Annotated in this window: 32 protein-coding genes and 1 pseudogene; 17 read left to right on the top strand and 16 right to left on the bottom strand. The window is 70.2% G+C overall.

All coding sequences use genetic code 11. The features are described from left to right. Nucleotides 1-33 precede the first annotated feature (33 nt). The 4 genes from AC02VZ_RS10210 (at nt 34) to AC02VZ_RS10195 (ending at nt 3751) form a co-directional block, all read left to right on the top strand. Nucleotides 34-1572, top strand: coding sequence for an ATP-dependent DNA ligase (locus tag AC02VZ_RS10210; RefSeq protein WP_476475196.1), 1539 nt, complete (start codon nt 34-36; stop codon nt 1570-1572). Next, entirely contained in the window at nt 1569-2033 is a 465-nt protein-coding gene (locus AC02VZ_RS10205) for an NUDIX hydrolase (RefSeq protein ID WP_432053786.1), read from the top strand. Before AC02VZ_RS10210 ends, AC02VZ_RS10205 begins: the two co-directional genes overlap by 4 nt. A gap of 76 nt (nt 2034-2109) precedes the next feature. Further along, nucleotides 2110-3495, top strand: a complete 1386-nt coding sequence (locus AC02VZ_RS10200; RefSeq protein ID WP_476475195.1) for an NADP-dependent succinic semialdehyde dehydrogenase — start codon at nt 2110-2112, stop codon at nt 3493-3495. Nucleotides 3496-3520: 25 nt separating this feature from the next. Then, nucleotides 3521-3751, top strand: a complete 231-nt coding sequence (locus tag AC02VZ_RS10195) for a DUF6213 family protein (protein WP_362099182.1) — start codon at nt 3521-3523, stop codon at nt 3749-3751. Between the two features lie 78 nt (nt 3752-3829). Here the strand turns inward: AC02VZ_RS10195 and AC02VZ_RS10190 are convergent. Further along, nucleotides 3830-3925, bottom strand: a pseudogene (locus AC02VZ_RS10190) (acyl-CoA dehydrogenase family protein); the annotation flags it as partial. Nucleotides 3926-4355: 430 nt separating this feature from the next. Here AC02VZ_RS10190 and AC02VZ_RS10185 point away from each other — a divergent pair. Then, nucleotides 4356-4586, top strand: a complete 231-nt coding sequence (locus AC02VZ_RS10185) for a helix-turn-helix domain-containing protein (RefSeq protein WP_432053783.1) — start codon at nt 4356-4358, stop codon at nt 4584-4586. A 284-nt stretch (nt 4587-4870) separates the two neighbouring features. On the opposite strand, the gene AC02VZ_RS10180 is transcribed toward AC02VZ_RS10185, so the two are convergent. Next, nucleotides 4871-5047 carry a hypothetical protein gene (locus tag AC02VZ_RS10180; RefSeq protein ID WP_432053782.1) on the bottom strand — a complete coding sequence of 59 codons (177 nt, stop codon included), beginning with the start codon at nt 5045-5047 and terminating at the stop codon, nt 4871-4873. Between the two features lie 153 nt (nt 5048-5200). Here AC02VZ_RS10180 and AC02VZ_RS10175 point away from each other — a divergent pair, with 153 nt between their 5' ends. Next, on the top strand, nt 5201-5446 hold the full coding sequence (locus AC02VZ_RS10175) for a GntR family transcriptional regulator (RefSeq protein WP_432053781.1): 246 nt from the start codon (nt 5201-5203) through the stop codon (nt 5444-5446). Between the two features lie 82 nt (nt 5447-5528). Then, the gene (locus AC02VZ_RS10170; RefSeq protein ID WP_432053780.1) at nt 5529-5660 is read left to right on the top strand and encodes a hypothetical protein; all 132 of its coding nucleotides are present in this window, start codon (nt 5529-5531) and stop codon (nt 5658-5660) included. On the opposite strand, the gene AC02VZ_RS10165 is transcribed toward AC02VZ_RS10170, so the two are convergent. Next, nucleotides 5657-5788 (bottom strand): hypothetical protein, encoded by a 132-nt coding sequence (locus AC02VZ_RS10165; RefSeq protein ID WP_432053779.1) that lies wholly within the window; start codon nt 5786-5788, stop codon nt 5657-5659. The two genes, AC02VZ_RS10170 and AC02VZ_RS10165, sit on opposite strands and share 4 nt — an antisense overlap. Before the next feature lie 42 nt (nt 5789-5830). Here AC02VZ_RS10165 and AC02VZ_RS10160 point away from each other — a divergent pair, with 42 nt between their 5' ends. Further along, nucleotides 5831-6034 (top strand): hypothetical protein, encoded by a 204-nt coding sequence (locus AC02VZ_RS10160; protein WP_432053778.1) that lies wholly within the window; start codon nt 5831-5833, stop codon nt 6032-6034. Nucleotides 6035-6172: 138 nt separating this feature from the next. Here AC02VZ_RS10160 and AC02VZ_RS10155 read toward each other — a convergent pair whose 3' ends face one another. Continuing rightward, nucleotides 6173-6403: a hypothetical protein gene (locus AC02VZ_RS10155; RefSeq protein WP_476475194.1), complete on the bottom strand. Its 231-nt coding sequence runs from the start codon at nt 6401-6403 to the stop codon at nt 6173-6175. An 83-nt stretch (nt 6404-6486) separates the two neighbouring features. On the opposite strand from AC02VZ_RS10155, the gene AC02VZ_RS10150 reads away from it, so the two are divergent. Further along, a complete protein-coding gene (locus AC02VZ_RS10150) occupies nt 6487-6702 on the top strand; it encodes a hypothetical protein (RefSeq protein WP_476475193.1) in 216 nt (71 codons plus the stop codon). A gap of 254 nt (nt 6703-6956) precedes the next feature. Here the strand turns inward: AC02VZ_RS10150 and AC02VZ_RS10145 are convergent, their stop codons facing one another. Then, on the bottom strand, nt 6957-8066 hold the full coding sequence (locus tag AC02VZ_RS10145) for a tyrosine-type recombinase/integrase (protein WP_476475192.1): 1110 nt from the start codon (nt 8064-8066) through the stop codon (nt 6957-6959). Nucleotides 8067-8267: 201 nt separating this feature from the next. On the opposite strand from AC02VZ_RS10145, the gene AC02VZ_RS10140 reads away from it, so the two are divergent. Beyond that, entirely contained in the window at nt 8268-8894 is a 627-nt protein-coding gene (locus tag AC02VZ_RS10140; protein ID WP_476475191.1) for a hypothetical protein, read from the top strand. A gap of 210 nt (nt 8895-9104) precedes the next feature. Here the strand turns inward: AC02VZ_RS10140 and AC02VZ_RS10135 are convergent, their stop codons facing one another. The 6 genes from AC02VZ_RS10135 to AC02VZ_RS10110 form a co-directional block, all read right to left on the bottom strand. Further along, nucleotides 9105-9371, bottom strand: coding sequence for a hypothetical protein (locus AC02VZ_RS10135; RefSeq protein ID WP_476475190.1), 267 nt, complete (start codon nt 9369-9371; stop codon nt 9105-9107). A gap of 1163 nt (nt 9372-10534) precedes the next feature. Continuing rightward, on the bottom strand, nt 10535-10897 hold the full coding sequence (locus tag AC02VZ_RS10130) for a hypothetical protein (protein WP_476475189.1): 363 nt from the start codon (nt 10895-10897) through the stop codon (nt 10535-10537). Continuing rightward, nucleotides 10894-11301 (bottom strand): hypothetical protein, encoded by a 408-nt coding sequence (locus AC02VZ_RS10125; protein WP_476475188.1) that lies wholly within the window; start codon nt 11299-11301, stop codon nt 10894-10896. Before AC02VZ_RS10125 ends, AC02VZ_RS10130 begins: the two co-directional genes overlap by 4 nt. 35 nt (nt 11302-11336) lie before the next feature. Then, nucleotides 11337-11696, bottom strand: a complete 360-nt coding sequence (locus tag AC02VZ_RS10120) for a hypothetical protein (RefSeq protein WP_476475187.1) — start codon at nt 11694-11696, stop codon at nt 11337-11339. After that, nucleotides 11693-12247: a 3'-5' exoribonuclease domain-containing protein gene (locus AC02VZ_RS10115; RefSeq protein WP_476475186.1), complete on the bottom strand. Its 555-nt coding sequence runs from the start codon at nt 12245-12247 to the stop codon at nt 11693-11695. Before AC02VZ_RS10115 ends, AC02VZ_RS10120 begins: the two co-directional genes overlap by 4 nt. 1 nt (nt 12248) lies before the next feature. After that, nucleotides 12249-13202: a LysM peptidoglycan-binding domain-containing protein gene (locus AC02VZ_RS10110; RefSeq protein WP_476475185.1), complete on the bottom strand. Its 954-nt coding sequence runs from the start codon at nt 13200-13202 to the stop codon at nt 12249-12251. 216 nt (nt 13203-13418) lie between these two features. On the opposite strand from AC02VZ_RS10110, the gene AC02VZ_RS10105 reads away from it, so the two are divergent. The 7 genes from AC02VZ_RS10105 to AC02VZ_RS10075 are packed head-to-tail and all read left to right on the top strand — an operon-like array spanning nt 13419 to nt 16784. Next, nucleotides 13419-14132 carry a helix-turn-helix domain-containing protein gene (locus AC02VZ_RS10105; RefSeq protein WP_476475184.1) on the top strand — a complete coding sequence of 238 codons (714 nt, stop codon included), beginning with the start codon at nt 13419-13421 and terminating at the stop codon, nt 14130-14132. Continuing rightward, complete coding sequence (locus AC02VZ_RS10100; protein ID WP_476475183.1) at nt 14125-14466, top strand: helix-turn-helix domain-containing protein; 342 nt, start codon at nt 14125-14127, stop codon at nt 14464-14466. The genes AC02VZ_RS10105 and AC02VZ_RS10100 overlap by 8 nt, the downstream gene beginning before the upstream one ends. Beyond that, nucleotides 14459-15277: a hypothetical protein gene (locus tag AC02VZ_RS10095; protein ID WP_476475182.1), complete on the top strand. Its 819-nt coding sequence runs from the start codon at nt 14459-14461 to the stop codon at nt 15275-15277. Before AC02VZ_RS10100 ends, AC02VZ_RS10095 begins: the two co-directional genes overlap by 8 nt. Next, nucleotides 15270-15569 (top strand): hypothetical protein, encoded by a 300-nt coding sequence (locus AC02VZ_RS10090; protein ID WP_476475181.1) that lies wholly within the window; start codon nt 15270-15272, stop codon nt 15567-15569. Before AC02VZ_RS10095 ends, AC02VZ_RS10090 begins: the two co-directional genes overlap by 8 nt. After that, the gene (locus AC02VZ_RS10085) at nt 15566-16069 is read left to right on the top strand and encodes a DUF6221 family protein (RefSeq protein ID WP_476475180.1); all 504 of its coding nucleotides are present in this window, start codon (nt 15566-15568) and stop codon (nt 16067-16069) included. Before AC02VZ_RS10090 ends, AC02VZ_RS10085 begins: the two co-directional genes overlap by 4 nt. After that, complete coding sequence (locus AC02VZ_RS10080) at nt 16066-16398, top strand: hypothetical protein (protein ID WP_476475179.1); 333 nt, start codon at nt 16066-16068, stop codon at nt 16396-16398. Before AC02VZ_RS10085 ends, AC02VZ_RS10080 begins: the two co-directional genes overlap by 4 nt. After that, complete coding sequence (locus tag AC02VZ_RS10075) at nt 16395-16784, top strand: DUF3307 domain-containing protein (RefSeq protein WP_476475178.1); 390 nt, start codon at nt 16395-16397, stop codon at nt 16782-16784. Before AC02VZ_RS10080 ends, AC02VZ_RS10075 begins: the two co-directional genes overlap by 4 nt. A 109-nt stretch (nt 16785-16893) precedes the next feature. Here AC02VZ_RS10075 and AC02VZ_RS10070 read toward each other — a convergent pair whose 3' ends face one another. The 5 genes from AC02VZ_RS10070 to AC02VZ_RS10050 are packed head-to-tail and all read right to left on the bottom strand — an operon-like array spanning nt 16894 to nt 22768. Next, on the bottom strand, nt 16894-17172 hold the full coding sequence (locus tag AC02VZ_RS10070) for a hypothetical protein (protein ID WP_476475216.1): 279 nt from the start codon (nt 17170-17172) through the stop codon (nt 16894-16896). A gap of 9 nt (nt 17173-17181) precedes the next feature. Next, nucleotides 17182-18732: a hypothetical protein gene (locus tag AC02VZ_RS10065; protein WP_476475177.1), complete on the bottom strand. Its 1551-nt coding sequence runs from the start codon at nt 18730-18732 to the stop codon at nt 17182-17184. A gap of 1 nt (nt 18733) precedes the next feature. Further along, entirely contained in the window at nt 18734-20563 is a 1830-nt protein-coding gene (locus AC02VZ_RS10060) for a right-handed parallel beta-helix repeat-containing protein (protein WP_476475176.1), read from the bottom strand. A gap of 16 nt (nt 20564-20579) precedes the next feature. After that, on the bottom strand, nt 20580-21593 hold the full coding sequence (locus AC02VZ_RS10055) for a hypothetical protein (protein ID WP_476475175.1): 1014 nt from the start codon (nt 21591-21593) through the stop codon (nt 20580-20582). A gap of 2 nt (nt 21594-21595) precedes the next feature. Then, nucleotides 21596-22768, bottom strand: coding sequence for a siphovirus ReqiPepy6 Gp37-like family protein (locus AC02VZ_RS10050; RefSeq protein ID WP_476475174.1), 1173 nt, complete (start codon nt 22766-22768; stop codon nt 21596-21598). Between the last annotated feature and the right edge of the window lie 6 nt (nt 22769-22774).

Below are 22774 nucleotides of genomic sequence, written 5' to 3'. Positions count from 1 at the left end.
GTGCGGCGCGGGCCCGCGTAGCACCATGGCTGCATGCTGCTGACCCGGCTGGCCCACGTGTCCCGGGAGGTCGCCGCCACCTCGGCGCGGTCCCGGAAGATCGACCTGCTCGCCGAGCTGTTCCGGGAGGCGGAGCCGGACGACGTGCCGATCGTCATCCCCTACCTGGCGGGACGCCTGCCGCAGGGCAGGATCGGCGTCGGCTGGAAGGTGCTGGGCACCCCGGTCGACCCGGCCGGTGAGCCCACGCTGACCGTGCGGGAGGTGGACGCGGCGCTCACCCGGCTCGGCGCGGTCTCCGGACCGGGGTCGCAGGCCGAGCGGGCGCGGCTGGTCGGCGCGCTGCTGGGTGCCGCCACCGCCGAGGAGCAGCGGTTCCTGACCGGGCTGCTGACCGGCGAGGTCCGCCAGGGCGCGCTGGACGCCGTCGCGGTGGAGGGGCTGGCGCGGGCCACCGGGGCGCCCGCACCGGACGTGCGGCGCGCGGTGATGCTCGCGGGCTCGCTGCAGACGGTCGCGGAGGCCCTGCTGGCGGACGGCCCGGGGGCGCTGGAGGAGTTCCGGCTCACCGTCGGGCGTCCGGTGCAGCCGATGCTGGCGCACAGCGCGTCCTCGGTGGCGGAGGCCGTCGGGAAGCTGGGCGCCTGCGCGGTGGAGGAGAAGCTGGACGGCATCCGGGTCCAGGTGCACCGCGACGGCGACACCGTGCGGGTGCACACCCGCACGCTCGACGACATCACCGACCGGCTGCCCGAGGTGACCGCGGCGGCCCGGGAGCTGCCCGGTGAGCGGTTCATCCTGGACGGGGAGGTCATCTCCTTCGACGGGGACGGCCGCCCGCGTTCGTTCCAGGAGACCGCGGGCCGGGTCGGCTCCCGGACCGACGTGACGGCGGCCGCCCGGGACGTGCCGGTCTCCCCCGTCTTCTTCGACGCGCTGTCCGTGGACGGGCGCGACCTGCTCGACCTGCCGTTCACGGAGCGGCACGCGGAGCTGGCCCGGCTGGTCCCGGAGCCGATGCGGGTCCGACGCACCCTGGTGTCGGGCCCCGAGGACACGGCGCGGGCCGAGGAGTTCCTCGGGGAGACGCTCGGGCGCGGCCACGAGGGCGTGGTCGCCAAGGCGCTCGACGCGCCCTACAGCGCGGGGCGGCGGGGCGCGTCGTGGCTGAAGGTGAAGCCGGTGCACACGCTGGACCTCGTGGTGCTCGCCGCCGAGTGGGGGCACGGCCGCCGCACCGGCAAGCTGTCCAACCTGCACCTGGGGGCCCGCACCGCCGACGGCGGCTTCGCGATGCTCGGCAAGACGTTCAAGGGCATGACCGACGCGATGCTGGCGTGGCAGACCGAGCGGCTGCGCGAGCTGGCCGTCGAGGAGAGCGGGTTCGTCGTCACCGTCCGGCCCGAACTGGTGGTGGAGATCGCCTACGACGGCCTGCAGCGTTCCACCCGCTACCCGGCCGGGGTGACGCTGCGCTTCGCGCGGGTGGTCCGCTACCGGGAGGACAAGCGCCCGGAGGAGGCGGACACCGTGGAGGCGCTGCTGGCGGCGCACCCGGGGGTGCGGCCGTGAGCGGTGTCCGCAGCGCCGGCCTGCTGCTGTTCCGGCGCACCGGCCCGGAGCTGGAGGTGCTGCTCGGGCACATGGGCGGCCCCTACTTCGCGCGCCGGGACGCCGGGGCGTGGACGGTGCCCAAGGGCGAGTACGGCCCGGACGAGCCGGCCCGGGAGGCGGCCCGGCGGGAGTTCGAGGAGGAGCTGGGGGTGGCGCCGCCGGACGGGGAGGAGGTGCCGCTGGGCGAGGTGCGGCAGGCCGGGGGCAAGACCGTCACCGTGTGGGCGGTCCGGGGCGACCTGGACCCGGCGGCGGTGGTGCCGGGGACGTTCACCATGGAGTGGCCGCCGAAGTCGGGGCGGATGCGCGAGTTCCCCGAGCTGGACCGGGTGGCGTGGCTGTCCCTGGAGCGGGCCCGGGCGGTGATCGTCTCCGCGCAGGCGGCGTTTCTCGACCGTCTCGCGGAGCACTCGCCCTGAGAGCCCTCCCGCGTTGCGGGGCCCACCGGCGCGCGGGAAGGTCGATACGCGAAGCCCGTCCCCAGGGAGGTCAGCCATGCCCATCGCAACGGTGAATCCGGCGAACGGCGAGACGCTCAAGACGTACCAGGCCATGGGCGAGGAGGAGATCGAGCGGCGCCTGCAACTCGCGGAGGCCACCTTCCGCACCTACCGGACGACCTCCTTCGACGAGCGGGCCCGCCTGCTGCGTCACGCCGCCGACCTCCTGGACGAGGACCGGGAGGACGTCGCGCGGATGCTGACCACCGAGATGGGCAAGCCGCTCGCGCAGGCGCGCGCCGAGGCCGCCAAGTGCGCCAAGGCGATGCGCTGGTACGCCGATCACGCGGCGGAACTCCTCGCCGACGAGGAGCCCGGCGCCGCGGACGTGAAGGACTCCGGGGCCTCCCGGGCGCTGGTGCGGTACCGGCCGCTGGGCCCGGTGCTGGCGGTGATGCCGTGGAACTTCCCGCTGTGGCAGGTGGTCCGGTTCGCCGCGCCCGCGCTGATGGCGGGGAACGTGGGCCTGCTCAAGCACGCTTCGAACGTGCCGCAGACCGCGCTGTACCTGGAGGACCTGTTCCACCGGGCCGGTTTCACCGAGGGGACCTTCCAGACGCTGCTCATCGGGTCGGCCGCGGTCGACGACGTGCTGCGGGACGAGCGGGTGCGGGCGGCCACCCTCACCGGCAGCGAGCCGGCCGGCCGGGCGGTGGCGTCCACCGCCGGGGAGATGATCAAGAAGACGGTGCTGGAGCTGGGCGGCAGCGACCCGTTCGTGGTGATGCCGTCCGCCGACCTGGACCGGGCCGCGGAGGTCGCGGTGACCGCGCGGGTGCAGAACAACGGGCAGTCCTGCATCGCCGCCAAGCGGTTCATCGTGCACGCGGACGTCTACGACGCGTTCGCGGAGCGCTTCACCGCCGGGATGAAGGCGTTGACGGTGGGCGATCCGATGGACGACGGCACGGACGTCGGGCCGCTCGCCAGTGAGCGGGGGCGGGCGGACCTGGAGGAACTGGTGGACGACGCGGTGCGCTCCGGGGCCACGGTCCTGTGCGGCGGTGAGCGGCCCGACGGGCCCGGCTGGTTCTATCCGCCGACGGTGCTGGCGGACATCGACCGGGAGATGCGCATCCACCGCGAGGAGGCGTTCGGCCCGGTCGCCACCCTGTACCGGGCGGCGGACCTGGACGAGGCCGTGCTGATCGCCAACGACTCGCCGTTCGGCCTCAGTTCGAACGTGTGGACGCGGGACGAGGACGAGGTGGACCGGTTCGTCCGGGACCTGGAGGCGGGCGGGGTGTTCGTGAACGGGATGACGGCGTCCCATCCGGCGCTCCCGTTCGGCGGGGTGAAGCGCTCCGGCTACGGGCGTGAGCTGTCCGGGCACGGAATCCGCGAGTTCTGCAACATCACCACGGTATGGCACGGTGCGTGACGCTTCCGCGACTACGATCCGGTCTGTGAACCGCGAAGTGACCCTGCCTCTGATCGTCGACGACAGCGGGACCCTGCAGGTGGCCGCCTCCGACGTCAGCAAGCTGCTGCGCACGGTGGGCGGGCGGTGGCTGCGCCTGGTGGAGAGCGGTGAGCAGGACCTGGACGAGGACACCGTGGCGGCGCTCACCATCGAGCTGGCCAAGCTGGCCGACCGCATCGACGTGGCGTGCATCGCGCACAGCAGCGGGACCTGACCGGCCCTCAGGGCCCGACGCGACGGCCCGGCGGTGCTCCCCGCACCGCCGGGCCGTCGTGCGTCCGGCTTCCGCGGGTCAGCGGATGGGCATGCCCGACAGGGTGCGGGCGATCACCAGGCGCTGGATCTCGCTCGTGCCCTCGAAGATCGTGTAGATGGCGGCATCCCGGTGGGTGACCTGCCGCGTAGGCGGGTTCGCCCTGCACTGCGCGGGTTCGGGGTGTTGCTGCTCCGGGTTGCTGGGGTGTTGCTCTGGCTTCCTCGGGGAAGATCATCGCCCATTCGTCTCCCAAAATTGAGAGTGCCCGCCCCCGGCCGTGAGGCCGGGGGCGGGCGAGTGCCGGTGCCCACAATGGGGGGCGCCCGGTCGGAGCACCGGCACGTCTTGGGTGTTCTCTCTTCGGGTTACCGGCCGACTGCTGAGGAATTCCTGGTTTCACCCGAAAGAGCGAACTGGTGTTCGAGTGGGGACATTACCTGTGGCCCTGCGGCATATGCCAGTCCGCAGGGCTTGGGGGTCGATCAGGGCCACCGGCCCATGATCGAATAATGCCTCAGATCTGCTGCTGACTTATGATCATGATCGGTAAACGGTTGGCCGTGTGCCAGCCGATCTGCCCGAGTGGGTCCCCGCGGCCCGCCGTGCAGTCGGCGACCGCATCCGCGTCCGACGCCTGCACCAGGGCCTCACCCAGGAGTCCCTCGCGCACGAGGCCGGTATCGACCGGTCGACGATCCAGCGCATGGAGGCGGGGCAGGAGATGAAGCTCAGCCACCTGCTGCTTGTGGCTCACGCGCTGCGTGTTCACGTGGTCGACCTCCTGCACGGCTGAGTCCCGTCGCGGCCGATTCCTGACCGTGCTGACGCAGATTCAACAACACGTTGATCGCCGTGTGAAGTGGGTGTCAGCACCCAATCACCGGTTGTGCATGTCATGGCCTGAGGTGGGGTGCGCGGCGAGCCGGACCGGCTGCCCCCGGTGACAGGAGTGCTGGCAGCGCAGCAGCGGCACCGCCGGCCCCGGCCCCACCTGGAGCGCAACGTTGCCGTGGCAGAAGCCGCACTCCCCCAACGAGCACTCGCCGGAGACGTCGTCAGCCCGCCGCGTCCTGCCGTTCACAGGGCGCCGCTCAAGCCGGCGGGGGACTGGGCGGGGCACACATAGACGGGCCCGATGACGCCTCCGCTGGGCGACAACTTCTCCCCGATCTTCAGCGGCGGGTGCTCCAGACTGCCGCACTGGCATGGTCTGGCGACTTGGGGGGTGGGCTGGGTGTCCGTAGGCTCGTCCACGCTGACGGCTCCTTCGTCGGCCATGCCCCCGGACCGTTGACGGCGGTCGCGGGGGTCCTGCAATTGCAGGGTAGACCTAGCTAGCTAGGCTCACTAGGCGAGTCAATCTATCTCGCCTCGCTGGGCGGGATAGGCGCGCTTAGCGTCAGGATCATGGAGTGGGAGCCGGACGTGCCGAGGTGGCGTCAGATCTTTGCGGTGGTTGAGGAGCGGATCGCGGACGGAACGTATCCGCCGGGGTCGCAGCTGCCGGGTGTGCTTGCGCTCCAGGCCGAGTTCGGGGTGGCGCAGATGACGGCCCGCCGGGTGTTGACGGAGCTACGGGCGGCCGGCTTGGCACAGATGCAGCCGGGCGTTGGCACGTTCGTCACTGAGTTGCCGCAGCCGCCGTCCTCGTAGCCGCCTGTCGGACCTGGCGACTAGGCTGGTCGGCATGTCTCCCTCTTTCCCGTGTGCGGGCCCGTCGCGGCCGTCTGCGGTGGTGAATGCGGAGATTCGCGCGCTGTTGGAGCGGACGCGGCGGCGGCTGTCGGATGTGGAGCGGGGCGAGTATGAGGCGCTGCTGCGGGAGTACGCGGACGCGGTCCGCGCCGAAGTGACCACCGCGGCTTAGACCATCGCGAGGTACGTCAAACCGCCGAACAGTCCCATGCCGCTGACCGCCCACAGCAGGGCCATGAACGCCTGGAAGAGGCCGTACCGGACTCCGTACTGCTGCCAGTACTCGCGCCATACTCGCATGGGCCCAGCATGACAGACGGACCCGCCGCGTAGGCTCCTCGCGTGAGCACCTTCGACTTCCCCGACACACTGATCGCCGCCGAGCGCGCCGCGTGGTCCGCCATCCAAGCGGGCACCCTCACCCCCGACCTCGCCGACCAGGTACAAGCCGGGATCACCGCCTACGCGGTCGAGGGCGGACACGACCGGCACACGGTCGAGATGGCGCTCAAGCGGGCCGTCCGGCACGGGGAACAGGCGCCTTGATCACTCTGCGGGTGGCCGCAAAGTGATGCCGGACAGCAGACCGCCCCGGCTGCGTGACCAGTCGGGGCGGCTTCAGCACTGCGCCAGCAAGGGCTGATAGTGCCACCAGTCTACGAACCGCCGCCGACAACACCGGGATCAGACGTAGCTGCCCGGCTTCCAGTCGAGAGGTTGTCCGGGGCACGGTCCGCCAGACCATTGCGCGTGCGGCAGGCGGCAGCGGGTGCAGCGCTGGACATGGTCGTCGCCATACTCGAAGGCGTGCTCACCACGGGTCGACAGGCGGTACTCCCCCACCGGGAAGCCGCCAGCCGCACGGCCGACCTGCGCGCGGGCGCGGGCGGCGTTCGGGTACGGGCGGTAAGCCATGACGTCTCCTCTGCTCCCCGCCAGGATGGCAGACCGGAGCAGCCGGGCGCGCGGCCCGCGTCAACACGGTGCACGCTGGGGGCATGACCTCTGGACCGCCCGTGGTGATCTACCCGCCCGACGAGGACGGCGGCCGGCGCGTGCGCATCGACGGGTCGATCCGGGGCCGGGCCTTCTCGGTCCAGGACGTCGCCCGGTTCATGCAGGAGGCCGGCCTGCAGGAGTTCGACGAGATGGACGTGGTGCGGTCGCTGTTGATCGAGTGGCGTGGTGGCGGGCCGGACGCGTGGGCGCACTGACAGCGCGAGCGCCCGACCATCAGGCCGGGCGCTCGGGGTTCGGCGACCACGCCAGGCTGTCGCCACTGGGCACCCACAGGGGCGCGTCAGGTGGGGCCGTTCGGAGTCTCAACGCCTCGCGATGGTCTGCCTACCGGACACCCACCAGGCGCTGCGCCAGAGCAGCGAACAGCCCCACAGCCAGGATGCCAGAAACCCCGCCTCGACGGGGGATGCGAGACGGGGCTCCAAGCAGTGTGGCACGCGGCGCACGGTCAGTCGGCGGTGTCGACAGATTCGACCGGCTGCACCCGCAGCATGCTGAGTGCTCGAGCGCGGGTCCCGTCGTCGGTGCGTTTCCCGGCTCGTCGCAGTCCGACCTTGCGGTACTTCTCGACCATCTCCGTGCTGGACCAGTCGCCGGTGATCTCCTTGATCTCGCCTGCGGTGTAGCCGGCCGCCCCGAGGTCGGTGGGGACTCCGGCGCGGAGGCCGTGGGCGGTGATGGTGTCGGCGACGTCGACTTCGGCGGCCTGGGCGATGGACTTGACCAGGTTGTTGACGGCCTGCCGGGTCAGTCCCTGCCCGCGGGTGTTGACGGGTCCGATGTTCCCCCACATGTCGACGTTGCGAAGCAGGGGCAGGTGTTGGCCGGCCTGCCCCGCGGCGCCAAGGGAGTCCAGCCACGCGTGGAGCGCGGCGAGGCATGCCGGGTCGTCGACCTCGTATTCGCGGCCCTCGCTGTCTTTGTCGTTCTTGCTGACGCGCTTGCGGACGACGACCAGCTCGGCGGCGACGAACTCCAGGTCGCTGATGCGCAGGGCAGCCAACTCGGAGGCTCGGCCGCGGATGTAGTAGCCGAGTAGCAGCAGGACGCGGTTGCGTTGCCCGGCGAGGGTGTCGGGTGGGCAGACGGCGAGCATCTGCCGGAGCCGTTCGAGGTCGACGGGTGCGGAGGACTTCTGTGTCTTGCCGGTGGCTGCCCAGGTGTAGCGGTGGTCGGCGTAGATCTTCAGGGCGGGTGCGGTGTCGGGGGTGTCCTCGTGTCCGGCGCGGGCGTTCATGTGGCGGATGGCGGCGATGGCCAGGCGCAGCGTTCCGGGCGGGGCGTTCTTGCGGCGCAGGTGTGAGATGTAGGAGGTGAGGTTCTTGGCCGTGGTGGGGGTGCCGGGGGCGCGTCCGTTGGCGGCGCACCAGCGGGCGAAGGCGTCCCACTGGTCTTGGTAGGTCTGGCGGGTGTTGGCGCGTCCGCTGTTGGCGAGGTCTTCGGCGGCTTCGGGTGTGAGGGTGTCGTTGATGTTGACGGGCTCAGGGATGGCGGGTGGGTGGTTGTCGGTGTCGACGAGTTCGGCGTCGAGGATGGGTTCGAGTTCGGATCCGGTCATCGGTTCAGGCTAGCCGAATCACTTTCCATAAGTGGAGTTATGGAAAGTGATTCGTTTGTTCGATGTACAGAAAGGGCAAAACAACCCCCCTCCCTGCCTCGCTCCGAGGGTGGGGCGCTGTCGTGTCACGACCCGGTGACAGCCCGGCCCGCTCCCTCGCCACGGCCCTACCGTGGTCCGCCTACAACCTGAGGGGGGCTCATGCGGATTCGTGCTGTGATCGTGGCTGCCGTGCTGGCGGCCGGACTGACCGCGTGCGGTGGAGGGGACGACGGGGCGGCGACACCGGCCGCGGCGAACTCGGCGTCCAGTAAGAAGAAGGTCGACTGCTTGGATGAGTCGCTGGCCCAGGCGGAGTGGATGGAGCACTGCGCCGACAAGGCCGGCACTGGCGGAGACGGGACCGAGGGCATGGCGACGGGCCTGAAGTTCGGGGAGTCGTACACGTGGCCTGACGGGCTGACAGTCACCGTGGTCGGCGCGAAGGTGTTCACGGACTACGACCCGGAGTACGAGTCGGCGGATCCCGGTGAGACGGACTTCCGGGTGACAATGAAGCTGACCAACGGCGGCAAGGAGCCGGTGGACCTCGGCGGCCTGTCGACGATTGTCGAGGGTGCGACGAGCGGCGGTGAGGCTGCGGGGACTTCGTTCGAGCGTGGGTCGCTGCCGCTCGATGGCCGGCTCGCTCCGGGTGTGACGGTGACGAAGAACGACGACAACGTCCTCGAGACCCGCTACGGCAAGAAGGTTGTGGTCATCGTGCAGCGGAGCAGCGACGACTTTGACCTGGAGTTCCCGGAGTTCACAGGCGACATCACTAGCTGACGGCACTACGACTGCGTCCCGCCCCCCAGAACAGGGGCGGGACGCAGTCGTGTCAGGTGCCGTTTGGCGTCCAGCCGTGAGGCATGCCCTGATAGACGGGTTCCTGGAAGGGGTGGGTTGCTGGCCGCGGGGCCTGCGGTGACTCCTGGGGTCTGGTCTCGGCTTCGTCGGGCGGTTGGGTGTGCTGTCCGGCCTGCGGCATGTCTGCTCCTAGGCTGTCGTGCTGTCGGTGATCAGTCCGAGGTTGGCGAGTGCGGCTAGTAGGGAGGCGAGGGCCGCGTTGCCGCCTCGGGACCCGGTGACGGCCGGTTTGGTGACGGCGGTCGCGCCGTAGAAGCCGAGCGTCGTCCCCAGGTGGCGGAACATCAGTGACACGACGAGCGCGTCGTCGGTCGTGAGCTCGTTCGCCGCGGACCGCCGCAGATTGGTGTCGCGGGCGCCGGTGCCCGGCCCCCACTCGATCCGGTCCGTCAGCACCCGTGCCCGGTCGAAGACCTCAGCTCCCGCGTGCAGGGCGAGGAGGGCGTCGCCGGCGGCCGGGGTGTTGATTGTGAGCCCGCCGGTGAGGGTGCCGCCCGCCTTGTCGAGCTTTCCGCTCTCCAGGGCCGCACCGGAGACGGCGGGGTAGGCGCCGATCGCTGCGGGGGTGATCGGGTCGGTGCCTGCGGTGGCGTGGCTGGCGGCGTGCGCGGTGGGGGTGCGGGGGTTGATGGTCGTTGGGTCGTCGGAGCGGAGCGCGATGTCTGGGCCTTCGCCTGCTGCTCCGAGTGGCGGCTGCGGTCCGGGGTCGCCCTGGTCGCCTTTCGGGCCTGGCTCTCCGGGTGCGCCGTCTTGTCCTGGGGGGCCGGGTTCCCCTTGGTCGCCTTTGGGGCCTGGTTCTCCCTGGGGGCCGTCCTGTCCGGGAGGGCCGGGCTCTCCGGGGTCTCCCTTCGGTCCGGGTGCACCGTCCGTGCCCGCTGTCCCGGGTTCCCCCGGGTCGCCCTTGGGGCCCGGGGGTCCTTGGGGTCCCGGCTCGCCGTCCGCGCCTGCGGGTCCGGTGTCTCCTTGGGGGCCTTGGAGGGAGGCGAGGAAGTCCGCCTGACTGCCGGCGTTGCCAGCGGCGATCCAGAGTTCGTAGGCCGATGCGCCGTCGCTGCCGGGTGGCCCACTGGGACCCGGCTCGCCGGGCTCTCCTGGCGGCCCTGGGGGGCCGTCTGCTCCAGCAGGCCCGGGTTGGCCGTCTGTTCCGGCAGGGCCCGGGGGGCCTGGCGGTCCGGGTACGGGCACGTATTCCGGGGCGTCGGGGTCGAGTTGCTGGAGCTGGTCGAGGTAGACCTCGTCGGGTGCGCCTTCGAGCGTGAAGTAGAAGGCCCGCGCCTGTCTGCCGACTGTGACGATGGCTTGCCATAGCCATCCGGCAGGGGTCATGCCGGGGGCGGAGTTGTCGAGGAGCTCCACCCCCGGCGTGTCCCCGTCGGTGAGCTGTCCGTCGGTGAGCTGGTATGTGCCGCTGCCGGTCCACGTTGCGTGGGCCCCGTCGAGGACGATGGCTGGCACGTTGGGGGAGAGGCGGACGGTGCCGGTGGCGGGTGTGCCGCCGGCCGGGTTGGCGACAGTGAGGTGTACCCGCTTTGTGGGGGTGCCTTCCGGGAATGGCATCGTCAGACTCCAGTTCGGTTGTACTCGTCCACCAGGGGGTGCGGGGGTTCCGGCTCGATGCCGGCCCGGTGCATCTGGCGGGCCCACCGGTCCGTTGTCCAGGCGAAGGCGCGCAGCATGGTTTCCAGCCGCGACATCTTGCCGCGGAGTTGCCCGTTCTCTTCGTCGACGCGGCGCACGGTCGCCTCAAGGACGGCCAGGTTTGCTGCCTGTTGGGCGGGGGCGGCGTTGGCTCGGGCGGCGGCTTCGGTGGCCGCGGCGGTTGCTCGGGCCGCGTCCCTGGTGGCGCGGGAGACGAACCAGCCGCCGCCTCCGAGGACACTGCCTGCGGCGGTGATGATGCCCGCCCATTCGCCGACGTTCATGCGGCCTTGCCTCTCCGGGGCGTGCGTGGCGGAGGGGGGACCGAATGCTCGGGCACCGTGCTCGCCCACCAGATGACCCCGACGTGCGAGGTGAGGTACCAGATGGCGACGAATCCGCCGCGTGAGTATTCGCCGGTGAGGACGGCGTGTGTGTAGGCGATGGCCCACACGGTGGGGGGTATGAAGGCGGCGATGTAGCCTGCCCAGTCGCGTCCGATACGGACGAACGCGCAGCCGAGGGTGGCGAGTCCGCAGACGATCCACAGCCATGACCAGTGCCGTAGCTCGCAGAACTGGGTGAGTAGCTGGAGGCCGTGGTCTTCGGGCGGGTCGACGAGGAAGCTGACGCCCCAGCAGGTTTTGCCGACGCCGAGGATCGCGAGGAAGGCGCCGCGGCGGCCCAAGCGGCTACGCAGCCGCCGGGCCGCACGGCACCGCATCAGACCGCCCGGGGCGGCTCGGCCGTGGCCGGCGCGGACGACGCCGGGGACACCTGGCCGCGGGTGAGAAGCGCCAGCCCGGCGAGGACGACGGCGTTGATCGCGCCCACCTTCTCCGCCGACAGCTCCAGGCCGTAGGCGGCGAGGAGCGCGGCGACCGCGGCGACCAGGCCGGTGAACGCGCTGGGGGCGATGGGGCGGGTGACGGCTGCGGTCGCCGCGGCGAACACGGCGGAGATGACGGCGACGATCGCGCCCGCCTGCTCCGCCGACAGGCCGAACCCGAACGTCACCAGTAGCGACAGGCCGGCGGACACCGACGCGATGAGGAGAGCAGGCTCTCTACCGAAGATCTTCATGAGGTTCTCGCTTCCTGTTCGGCGAGCCAGCGCCGGACGGTCTGGTTGTGGCGGGCGTCCGCGAGGGCGTTGTGCTCTCCGGACTCCTGCTTGGGGAGGTCGTCCCAGGCGAGGCCGAGGCGGGATCGTTCCTGCTGGATGTCATGGGTGAACATGGGGACGCCTTCGGGGAGGTCGATCATGCGGCCCCAGAGTTGGGCGAGGCAGACATGGTCGTAGGCGCCGTAGTTGGCCCACAGTTCAACGTCGGGTCCGGCGGCGCGGATGAAGTCCATGACCTCGTCGGCGATCCGCTCCCGGCGCTTCACCCGGTGGTCGCCGTAGTGGAGCAGCCACCGCTTGGGCATGGTGATTCGCTGGTCGCCGTGGCCCTTGGGCAGGTGCGGGACTACGTTCTCCATCAGCCACTTGTGCTTGCGGATCTTCCGCACAGGCATGTCCCGGTTGACCGCGTAGTACTCGCGGCCGTCGTCGCACACCATGCCGATGGAGATCAGCTCGATGTGGCGGCCGTCCTCGAGGAATTCGAGGTCGTAGTCGATGGCGGTCATGTCACGCCTTCCCGACGGCCGCGCGGAGCTGCGCTACCTCGGTACGCAGCGCTTCGAGCTGCCGCAGGATCTCGTCGGTGGCTTCGGCGGCGCGCCTGCTGTGGGCGTAGCCAGAGCCGAGGGCCGTATTCACGGCGATCTTTCCGTCCTGGAGGCCCTTGTCGGCGGGCCACTGCTTCTTCACCCAGTCGCCGAGGGTGACCTGGTCGCTGAGCTTCATGTCGCTCTCCGTGGGAGTGGTGGACGGCTTCGACGGCGCGGGCGCGCTGGCCGCCTTGGGGATGGTGAGCTTCTGGCCGGGGGTGATCCGGTACGGGCTCGTGATCCGGTTGGCCGTGGCGATGTCGGGCCAGGGCACGCCCAGCGCGTCCCCGATGCGGGACAGGGTGTCGCCGGACTTCACGGTGTAGGTGCCGCCCGCTGCGGGCTTGGGCTCCGGGGTGCCGCCGCCGGACCGGGGGGCGCCCTTCTTCACCCATGCGTAGATGGCGTCGCCGGGGCAGGCGGTGGCGTAGCCGTCGCGGTGGCCGCCGAGCCACGTTCCGGCGGGGCCGTTCTTGCGGCAGTAGTCGATGGCGTCGCGGGCGCCGTCGAGTTGGGTGTCTGTGGGCTTGGCCAGGCCGGATGAGCCGACGAGCAGGCACACGGCGTAGTCCTGCTCGTTGAGCGCCGTGTTGCCGTTCGCCGAGTTCCGGCGGCGGAGGCCGCGGCCTTCGTACACGTAGCCGTGCGTGCACACGAGGAAGGAGTAGCCGATGTCGGACCAGCCGTTGCCGTCCATGTGCTGCGCCTGCAACTGCCGGATGTAGGCCGCGCACTTGTCGTGCGGGCGGTCGCTGTAGGCGGTGCCGAGGTAGTGGAGTTTGACGCCGCGGCGGGCTCGCCCGTAGGGGGTGGCGCCGTTGGGGGTGCGGTAGGCGCGGGCGCCCCATTGGGTGCGGGTGACGAGCTTCATCGGCCCTCCGAGTCTGTGGGCGACTCTCTTAGGATCAGCCGCTTCACCTTCGAATCATAGGCCAATGCCTGCATCAAGCCTACGATTCGAAGGGATCGGGGTATGGTGCGGGTGTGAGGCCGACTTCACCGGTCCCGGCCTCCGGTGGCGGGTCTCTTCTGGCAAGGGGCAGGCCCGCCGCCACCCTTGCCAACGCCCTTGCCGCAGGAGATCGCGATGACTAACCCCAAGCAGGTCCGTTTCACCCCGGAGCAGCGTGAGGCTAAGCGCGCCGAAGCAGCCAAGCTCTACGAAGGTGGGGCTTCCGTTCGAGAAATCGCCGCCGCCATAGCCTGCTCATCGGCCACGGTCTACAACTTCCTCGCGGAGTCGGGTATGCACTCGCGAGGTCGCAGGACGCACCCGCTCGACCTTCCCGAGGGCTTGCTGACGTCAGCTGAGGCGGCGGCACTCATCGGAGTCGGCCATCAAGCCCTCAATGTCATGCACTCCCGAGGCGACGCGCCGCCGCGAGCCGAACGCCCGAAGGGTGCCCACGGCCACTACTCGTATTACTGGCGCAGCGACGTGGAGAAGTGGCTTGCTGGCCGCGCGGACCGTCGGCTACAGCGTGTGCGAGCGCGCGAATCGGCGAAAGAAGCGCGTTCCCGCGCAATGCTGGCGAACGCGATCCCCGGGCATGCCCCCAACTGGGAAGCACTCATGGCAGCTTGCGAGGCCAAACGGGCGGCCAACCAGTTCAGCTGGAACGATGTGAGTCGCCTGGCAGGGATCAACCCGGCTCACATCAGCAGGATTCGGCATGGCTACGCTCCCGAGCGCAGCCTTGGGGCTTTCTTCCGACTCACTTTCTGGGTACTGGGGCACGTGCCTGCCGAGGTGCAGCAGTTCATGCTGTCGTCCGCGAGTGAGGACTCGTGCGATGCCTGAACCGATCGTCGGCCCTGTCGGACTGCTCGTAGCCAGCAACGTGCGCCGCTTCCGAGAGGCCCAACGCCTCACTAAGCAAGCCCTATCGGACAAGGTGGGCGAGCTGGGAACACCGATCCCCCCGCTAGGGATCGCCCGGATCGAGGCAGGCACCCGGCGCGTCGATGTGGACGACCTCCTCGCGCTAGCCAATGCACTCGGAGTGCAGCCCTACCAGTTCCTCAGCGAGCCGGAGACCGTCTGCGAGACGTGCCACGGACGGCCGCCCGCCGGATTCACGTGCATGGCCTGCTTCACCATCGGCGCCCTGCCCGACTGGAGTCGCAATGGATGACCGTCGCGAGGAGATCACCGCACGCAGGCAGGCCATGGCCGATCAGCTCATTCCGATCATCGACGAGATCCGAGACAGGCTCCGTAAGCCCGCTCCCTTCGACGACTGCTGCGGCTCCGAACCGCCCACCGACGGCAAGTGGGGCGACTGCTGGTGCACCCTCCCGACCGGCCACGACGGCGAGCACTACTGCCAGCCCTGCACCGAACGGCACGGCGCACCCGGATGGGGCGACGAACCCGCCACCCGACCCGCACCGGAGAAGCCCATGACTGACGTTCAGGGCCGCTGCCCTGCCTGTGGCGGTAGCAGCCTCTTCCTCGGCGAGGGCGGGCACGTCACCTGCCGCCGTCTCGACTGCCCCGACCCTTCTGCCGCCGATGACATGCTCGGCGAAGGCGCCCCGATGCTGCACCGCGTCGCCGTCCTCGCCAGCGACCTGTTCATGGCGGGCAAGCCAGGCCCCGAACGGGAGACCGCGCGCAAGTTCCTGGAAGCGCTCCAGCGCCCCGAACCCCGCCTCCTCGACTGCGGGCTCTGCTACGAGGAGCAGGGCGAGGAAGCCCACCCGCACCCCGAATGCTCCGTGGGCGCGGCGGCCCGTTGCTCGTGCGGCTCGACCACTCAGCTGCTGCTGGTCGCCCCGGACGGCGGGCACTGGCACGACAGCTCGCAGGCCCCGACCGTGGGCACGGCGCGCATTGTGCTGGAGGTGTCAGCGCCGGAAGCGTCGGCGGCACTCACCGACGCCGTCCGCACCGTCCTCGATCGGGAGGCCCGGCGCGCTCGACGGGGGGCCACCGATGTCTGAGCCTGCCCGCCCGCTCGCGGTCGGCGACGCCATCCACGGCTACGCTTACGGGGCGTTCGGCCGCGACCACTACGACTGTGTTCGTATCGAAGCGGTCGGCCCGGACTGGATCGTTGCCCGGGACGCTACCGAAGACCACCGCGGCCCGTCCTTCGCTTCAGGGAGGCAGGCGCTGGAGCTGTGCCAGCAGGCTCGCGACGAAGGCCACCGCACCCCATACGGCGAACCCCCGCAGCCCTGCCCGCTCGAAGCGGCCGGGCAGCCGCTCACGACCTTCCGAGGGAAGTCGTGAGCCGGCCCGCGCCGAAGATGCGGCTGGCGAACATCTCGCGCGGCCCGCGGGTGCCGGTGACAGTGGCGGAGTGGGATGCGACGCCCGGCCTGCACAAGTGGATCGAAGGGGAGATCCGGCGGCGAGAGGAGGTGGCACGGTCGCATGGCGAGGCCCCGCTGTGGGAGTACGACCCCGCATTCAGCATGGTCCGGGATGCCAAGGCAGGCAGCACGGTCGCTCGGGTCTTCCTCGACGGCACGGGCGATCACATCATGCTCAACGATCCCGACGCGGTGCTGCGCCGGTGTGCTGCTGACCGGAAGATCCTCGCCGCGCACCCGTACATCGACGCGCCCAGATCATCACGCAAGGGTCCGCCGTTCGCCTGTGAGACCTGCCATGTCGATGACGGCTACGTGTCCGGCGGCGGGAACTGCGACACGGTCCTCGCCCTCGCCGAAGCCTACGGACTCGAACCCGCAGACGAAACCGACGTGGAAGTGGTGAAGGCTCCGTGAGTGGCGGCTCGTACAACTACCTGTGCTACGCGCTCGACCTGGACGATCTGATCAGCAAGCGCGGCGATCTCCGCGAGATGGCCGACCGACTCGCCGGGCTCGGCTACGCGGAAGACGCAGCGAAGGAGACCGAGGAGCTCCTCGTCTTCCTGAATCAGTGGAGTGTGCGCGCGGAGGTCCGCATGAAGCGGCTGTCCGACGTGTGGAAGGCCGTCGAGTGGTGGGACTCCTGCGACTACGGCGAGGATGACGTGCACGAGGCGCTCGCCAAATATCGGGGCGAGTCCGGCCAGCCAGAGACCGACCCGGCCCCGAGGGCAAGCTCGTGATCGGGCTCTGGATCGTCCTCGCCCACCTCGTCGGGGACTACGTCTTGCAGTCGGACTGGATGGCGAACGAGAAGACGAAGCGCTGGTGGCCAGCCATCGCGCACGCTGTCACCTACGGCCTGCCGTTCCTCCTCGTCACCCAGTCCCCGGCCGCGCTGGCGGTCATCGTCGGCACGCACGCGGTCATCGACCACTACCGGCTTGCCCGGCACGTCGTGTGGGCGAAGAACCTCCTCGCCCCGAAGGTGTACCGGCACCCGTGGTCGGAGTGCTCCGGTACTGGCTACCACCAGGACCGGCCCGCGTGGATGACCGTCTGGCTGATGATCATCGCTGACAACACGATCCACCTGGCGATCAACGCCGCAGCCGTCACCTGGCTTTGAGGAGTGCCCGTGAGCCGCGACAGCCTGCGGATCGCCTACCTGTTCGGCAAGGCGTACTGGTGGGACCGGGAGCCTGACGGGCGTCTGACGCTGCAACCCGCCGTGTGGATCAACGCTCCCGCCCGACCTGCACACCGAGCTGCTGCCCGTAGGTCGCCCGGTATTGGTCCGGTGTCCACGCCCTGCCCGCCGCGAGGAACACCGGCTCCACCCGGGCACCACCCGCCGCGCCCGGGTCGGTGACCAGCACCCAGCCGACGACCACTCCCCCAGCCGGCGCTCCGGACGTGTCCGTCCCGGCCGGGGCCGTCACCTGCACCCGCAGCCCGTCCTGTGCGGGCAGCACCCCCACGATGCTGCCCCCTCCCGCCACCGCCCCCTCCAGCATGATCGGCACTCAGAACCTCCGAATGACGCGCAGGCTGGTCGCATACGTGCCGCCGCCGTCCAGCCGCGAAGCACCACCGAGATCGGCGAACGTCGGCCCCTGCGGAGTCTTCCTCGAGTTGACGAACCTCGGCTGCCCCAGCGAATCGACACCGAGGTAGATCCCGTTGTGATCAAGCTGCCCGGCCACGGGGTCGCCCGTGTCCGCATCGAAGTGCGGCACATCCCCAACCTGCATGTTCGTCAGCGGGGGTGCGGTGTCGGCCGCCTGGGCGACGATCACGCCCGGACCTGATGGCCCGATGTCCTTCGTCATGCGAGGCAGGTTGTTCCCGTCGATGTTCAGCGTGCGCACCATCGGGATGCCCATGTGGAAGCCGTAGACCATGCGGACGAAGCCGGAGCAGTCCATGCAGCCAACCTCGCCCGCACCCGCAGCCCTGGTCTCACCGTTCGGGAACGTCCAGTCGCGGCCCATGTAGTCATGGAAGTCGGAGCCCTCGATCGGCACTCCGGCCGCGTCGAGCGGCCCGTACCGGGACTGCCCGGCAACCTGCGCCCCGCCGAGCGCGGAACTGGTCACGGCCGGGGCGCCGGTCACGTACATCATCGCGTAGGCCAGCACGTCCGGACTGGTGTCGAGCGCCCAGGCCCGGATCCGTGCGGCCAGCGCCGGCGCCCATGTGCCGTTGAACGGTTCGGGCAGGACGCGCACCCATGTGTTGTGGGTGATGGTCGGCGGGTCGGGCCAGGTGCCGGAGATCAGCTCGATGTCGTGGACGCGGAAGTTGAACGGCACCGCCGTCGACCCGGATGAGGCGAGGCCGCGGACACCGATCCGGCCGGCGCCAAGAGTGGCGTCCGCGACCTCGTGCACCCACGTTCCCGGCTCCGCCGCGCCGTCCTTCCAAGCCCGGCAGCGGAGCGTCGTCCCCTGCCGCTGGACTCGGATGTGCCACACGTCGCCGACGACGTACCCGGTGCCGACGGTGGTCAGTGCGCCGATCGCCGTCGTGGAGCCGCCCGACTCCCGCTCCAAGATCAGCTGCACCGTGCCCGAGGTGAGCACGGACAGGCGCGCCCGGTACTGGTTGTTGACGCTCGTGTACGCGAAGCTCAGAGCGAGGCTGCTGGCGTTTCCGGCGGGCATCTTGTCCAGCGACCACGACAGGCGGGCGTCCAGGTCGGTGATGTTGTCGATCACCGAGGTGTGTCGGGAGGAGTTCGCGGCGGTCATGTTGATGATGCCGGTGCCGCCCGCGACGCTGTAGTCGGCGTCGGTGCCGTTGGCGTTCGACCAGTTTCCGCCGCCGCCCGAGCTACCCCAGCCGTTCGTAGTGGTCCGGTCGAAGTCGTCGAGGAACGGCCGCTTGTCCTCGGTGAATGTGCGGGTCGGCCCGCGCAGGGCGACGGTGCGCGCGCCGACGGTGAGCGTCGCCAGGACGCCCTCACTGTCGGAGACGCGCAGCAGTTGGGGCGGGCCCGGCACGCTGGCCGTTGTGAGCGCACCGGGCGGCTGCTGATACGGCAGCCGGTCGTCGAGGACCGTCAGTACAGCCATGTCACACCCCCTGCACGTCGACCTGGATGGTCACCGCGGTCGGCGCCCCGGTCACGGAGCGGACGGCGACAGCGAGCGTGTCCCCGGCCGCCAGTGCCGCGTTCTGCACACCGGGTCCGGACATCCACGTGCTCGCGGTGGACAGCGACAGGTCGACGGCGAGCAGGTCCGCTCCGTTCTTTGTCGCGTTGATGGTGGCGCCCGTGCCGCCGGCCCGATAGCCGCGCACCGCGGTCACGGTGCAGGCCTTCGGCGCCCGCCAGATCACGTAGGAGGCGGCGCCTGCCGGGGCGGTGACGACCAGGCCCTTGGTGGCGGTCGCGGCCGGTGCCGTGCGGACCGGGGCGTTGGTCGGGCCGACGGCCTGGATGACGTTCGCGCCGACGAGGAGCGTGCCGCTGCTGGTGGAGTGCAGGCCCTGTGTGGCGGCGTGGAGGTAGGCGTCGTCGACCTGCACGAGCGTGGCCGCGCCGGTGACGGACATGCCGTAGTCGGGGCTGCTGGTGCTGGCGCCTCCGTCGTCCACACCCGGGTAGCAGGTCAGGCCGGTGACGAGGACCGGAACGGTCGCCGCTGCGACGGCGAGTCCGGCGAATCCTCCGCCGCCGGTGCCGCCGTTGCGGCCGTCGCGGCGGGTGGTGAGGTTGCTGATGCTGATCGGGGTGTTGCCGGTCGCGTCGATGAGGATGCCGTGTTGGCCGTTGCGGTCGGTGGTGCAGTCACCGACGAGCATGCCTCCGGAGCCCTGCCAGTCGCCCCACGCGCCGGTGATGCGAATGCCGTGGGAGCCGTTCCATTCGGCGCGGCAGCCGATCACCTGCCCGTTGCTGCAGTTGGTGAGGACGATGCCCTGCCCCCAGCAGCCGATGACCTGGACGTCGTCCAGGGTGAGGTCGGTGTTGCCGTTGAAGAGGATGCCGTTGGCGTGACAGTTGTCGATCATGACGTGTCGGAGGCGCCATGAGTAGGGGAAGACCCCTGCGACGTCGCCCGTAACCATGCCGTTGTTCGGCATCTGCCGGATGCACACGTTTTCCATGACGACGTTCTGCACGTTGCCCTTGGCGAACAGGCCGTCGATCGAGTTGCCGGTGAGCTGGGAGCCGTCGAGCATCAGGTTCACCATGCGCTGCTCGCCACTGATGGCGGGGTGTTCGCCGTCGTCCTCGCCGATGATCTGGATGACGCTGCCGCCGGTGAACGGGGCGCTGGGCTGGATGTAGCAGGGGTAGTCGGCGTCCGTCATGCCCGGCCCGACCATCATGTTGGCGTGGGAGCCCATGAGGGTGACGCCGTTCTTCCAGTCCAGCGTGGCGGTTGTCCGGTACACGCCGCGCGGGAAGTAGACGATCCCGCCGACAGGGCAGGCGTTGATCGCATTCTGGATGGCGATCGTGTCGTCGGTGGTGCCGTCGCCCTTCGCACCGTAGGTGCGAACAACAATCCAGTCGAGCTGCGCGGGGATCTGCGTGGAGTCGATGTGTCCGGTCTCGTCGAGCTGCGCCCACCCCCCGGGCGCGCCGCCCTGGGCGATGAAGTCGGAGAGGACACCCCCCAGGTCGACTGCGGTCAATGCGAACCGCCGCGTGTACCCGAAGTCGACGTACAGGTGCGTGACATCGTCGGGCCCCATGAACGTGACGGCGCCGTCGGCGTCGGCGGTCACCTCCGTGATCGGGTTGCCGGTCAGGTCGGTGAGGTCGGTGTACTGGGTGCCGCCGGTCAGGGAGTCCCAGACCGTGCCGACGGCTGCCGGGCGGACGAGAAGCTGGTTGCCGACGCGCTCCATGGCGTAGTCGGCCGGGCTGCCGCCGAAGAGGCTACGAGGCATGGGGTCCTCTTTCCGGTCAGTCGGTCCAGTAGGAGCCGTCGATGGTCAGGATGTCGCCGTTGCGGATGTTGAACGGCGCGTTCGTGAACACAGAGAAACTGTTCGGGGTGCTGCTGCTGGTGGTGCCGTTGGTCATCGAGTAGCGCAGGCGGGCGATCCGGCCCCGCGACTCGGTCGGGAAGACCATGCCGACACCCACCGCGGATCCTTCGCCGTTCACGGAGGAGAAGTTCCACGTGAACAGGGAGCGGTGCCCGCTCGCTGCGGGCAGGCCGGGAGGCAGGGACACCTCGAGGGGGTCGGGGTAGGCGGGCGGGTTGCCGGACGGCTCCAGCTGGATCGTCACGTCGACGCGCTTACCGAAAGCCTGGTAGCGGCCCAGGTTGCGGCTGGCGGAGCCCCAGTTGACGGTGGCCGTGCCTGCCGTCCACACGGGCGTGTAGGTGGAGTCGTCGATGCCCTGGGTGGCGATCCACCGCCATCCGGCCCCGTCGCCCAGGTAGAGCTTGCCGTCCTCGACCAGCACGCCGTTCTTCACCGCCGGCGGCCGGGCTCCCGCGATGGAGGGCAAGACACCGCGGTCGGTCAGGTATCGGCGGTCGACGACGTTGGCGGCTGTGACGACGCTCGCCCCTGCCGCCACGGTGCACTGGGCGAGGGGGATCTCCCACACGCCGGCCTCTTCCTGGGTGAGGGCGGGCGCGCTGGTTCCGCCTGTCTTGTACTCGGAGGTGACGGTCTTTGCGGCTTGGTCGGCGCGCAGGACCACGTAGTCGATGCGGGCGGCGCCGCCCGCGTTGACGGGGACGTTCAGGTTCTTGTTGGCGTCGCTGTGGTAGTAGAAGCCGCCGACGAAGGCCATGCCGGGGGCGACGGTGACGGTGGTGGTGCCGGAGCCGGTGACCTTGAGGGCGGTGCTGGTGGCGTCGACGGCGTGGACGCCGTCCAGGCCCCACCGGCGGGCCATGCGGGACCACTGGAGCTGGGTGCTGATCGGGGAGCCGTCGAACGGCCCGGAGAACTCAGCCATTGCTAGGCCGCCTTCCTGCTCTTGAGGCGCCCGATGTCCTTTTTCAGGCGGGCGATGTACTGGTAGATGCGGGCCACCGTGCCGTCGCCGCTGTCGCCGCCGACGGTGGCTTTCACCGAGGAGCCGCTGGTGGAACTCGTGAGGGTGACCTCTCGCACGACGTCCGTGTACCAGGCGCCGCCGCGGAGCTGCGCCGAGACGGTGTCGCCGACGTTGTAGTCGCGGCCGTAGCGCAGCATCGGCAGGTCGATCGGGGAGATCGACAGGGAGCCCTGTCCTGCCCCGTTGGCGAGGGCTTCTTCGGCCGCCTGGTCCATCTGTGCGTTGAGGTCGACGCTGGCGGTGTCGACGCTGGTCTGGTCGACGAACTGTTCGAGGATCAGGCCGGGCCATAGCGGGTCGGGGCGGTCGTACACCTTGCACACGCGGGGGCTGGTGCCGCCGCCGGCGACGACCACAGCCCGGGTGCAGGTGGGGGGCGCGGTCGAGTAGGAGGCGTCGGTGAGGTTGCCGAGGCCGAAGGAGAAGCGGGCGGTGCCGGACAGGTCGGCGGGCTGGAACACCTGGAACTGCAGCGCACCACCGGCCTGGATGACGCGAAAGCCCAACCCTGCTGCCGCGGCGATGTCCTGGAGGACGGTCAGGAGGTTGTCGAACTGGTTGACCTCGCGCACCAGTGGCCCGCCGTGGAAGCCGTTGGCGGCGAGGGTGAGGAGCGGGTTGCGGCGGGAGGCGAGCGCGCCGGGTCCGGCGTTGAGGTTGACGAGGGTGCGCATGCCTGTCTCAGCCGCCGCCGTATCGATCTTGTAGACGGGGGCGGTTTGCGCTCCGATCGCCGCGGTCGGGTCGGGCCAGCAGGTGTAGCGGGCGAGGATCTCATCGTCGGAGACGGCGCCCACGGTGAGCTTGCCGCCCCCGGAGTCCGACTCGGAGCGGGACCAGTCGGGGGTTCGGATCGGCCCCGACAGGACGGTGTGGCCGTCCGGGGTTTGCACGATGAGCCCGTTGCCCTCGACCAGCATGGGCGCGGACGGCGAGTCGGCGGAGATGTCCATCGTCATGGTGCCGATCGCGTTGTGGCGGGGCACGACGGTGAGCTGAATGAAGTCGGCGACCTGCCCGATCCGCTGCAGGTTGGCGTCGCGGACGTACACGCGCAGGGCTGTCGTTTCCATGGCCGG

This window comes from Streptomyces sp. 3-6 (assembly GCF_056323165.1).
The sequence above is the reverse complement of the archived record's forward strand: the minus strand, read 5'-3'. Positions and strand labels throughout refer to the sequence as shown.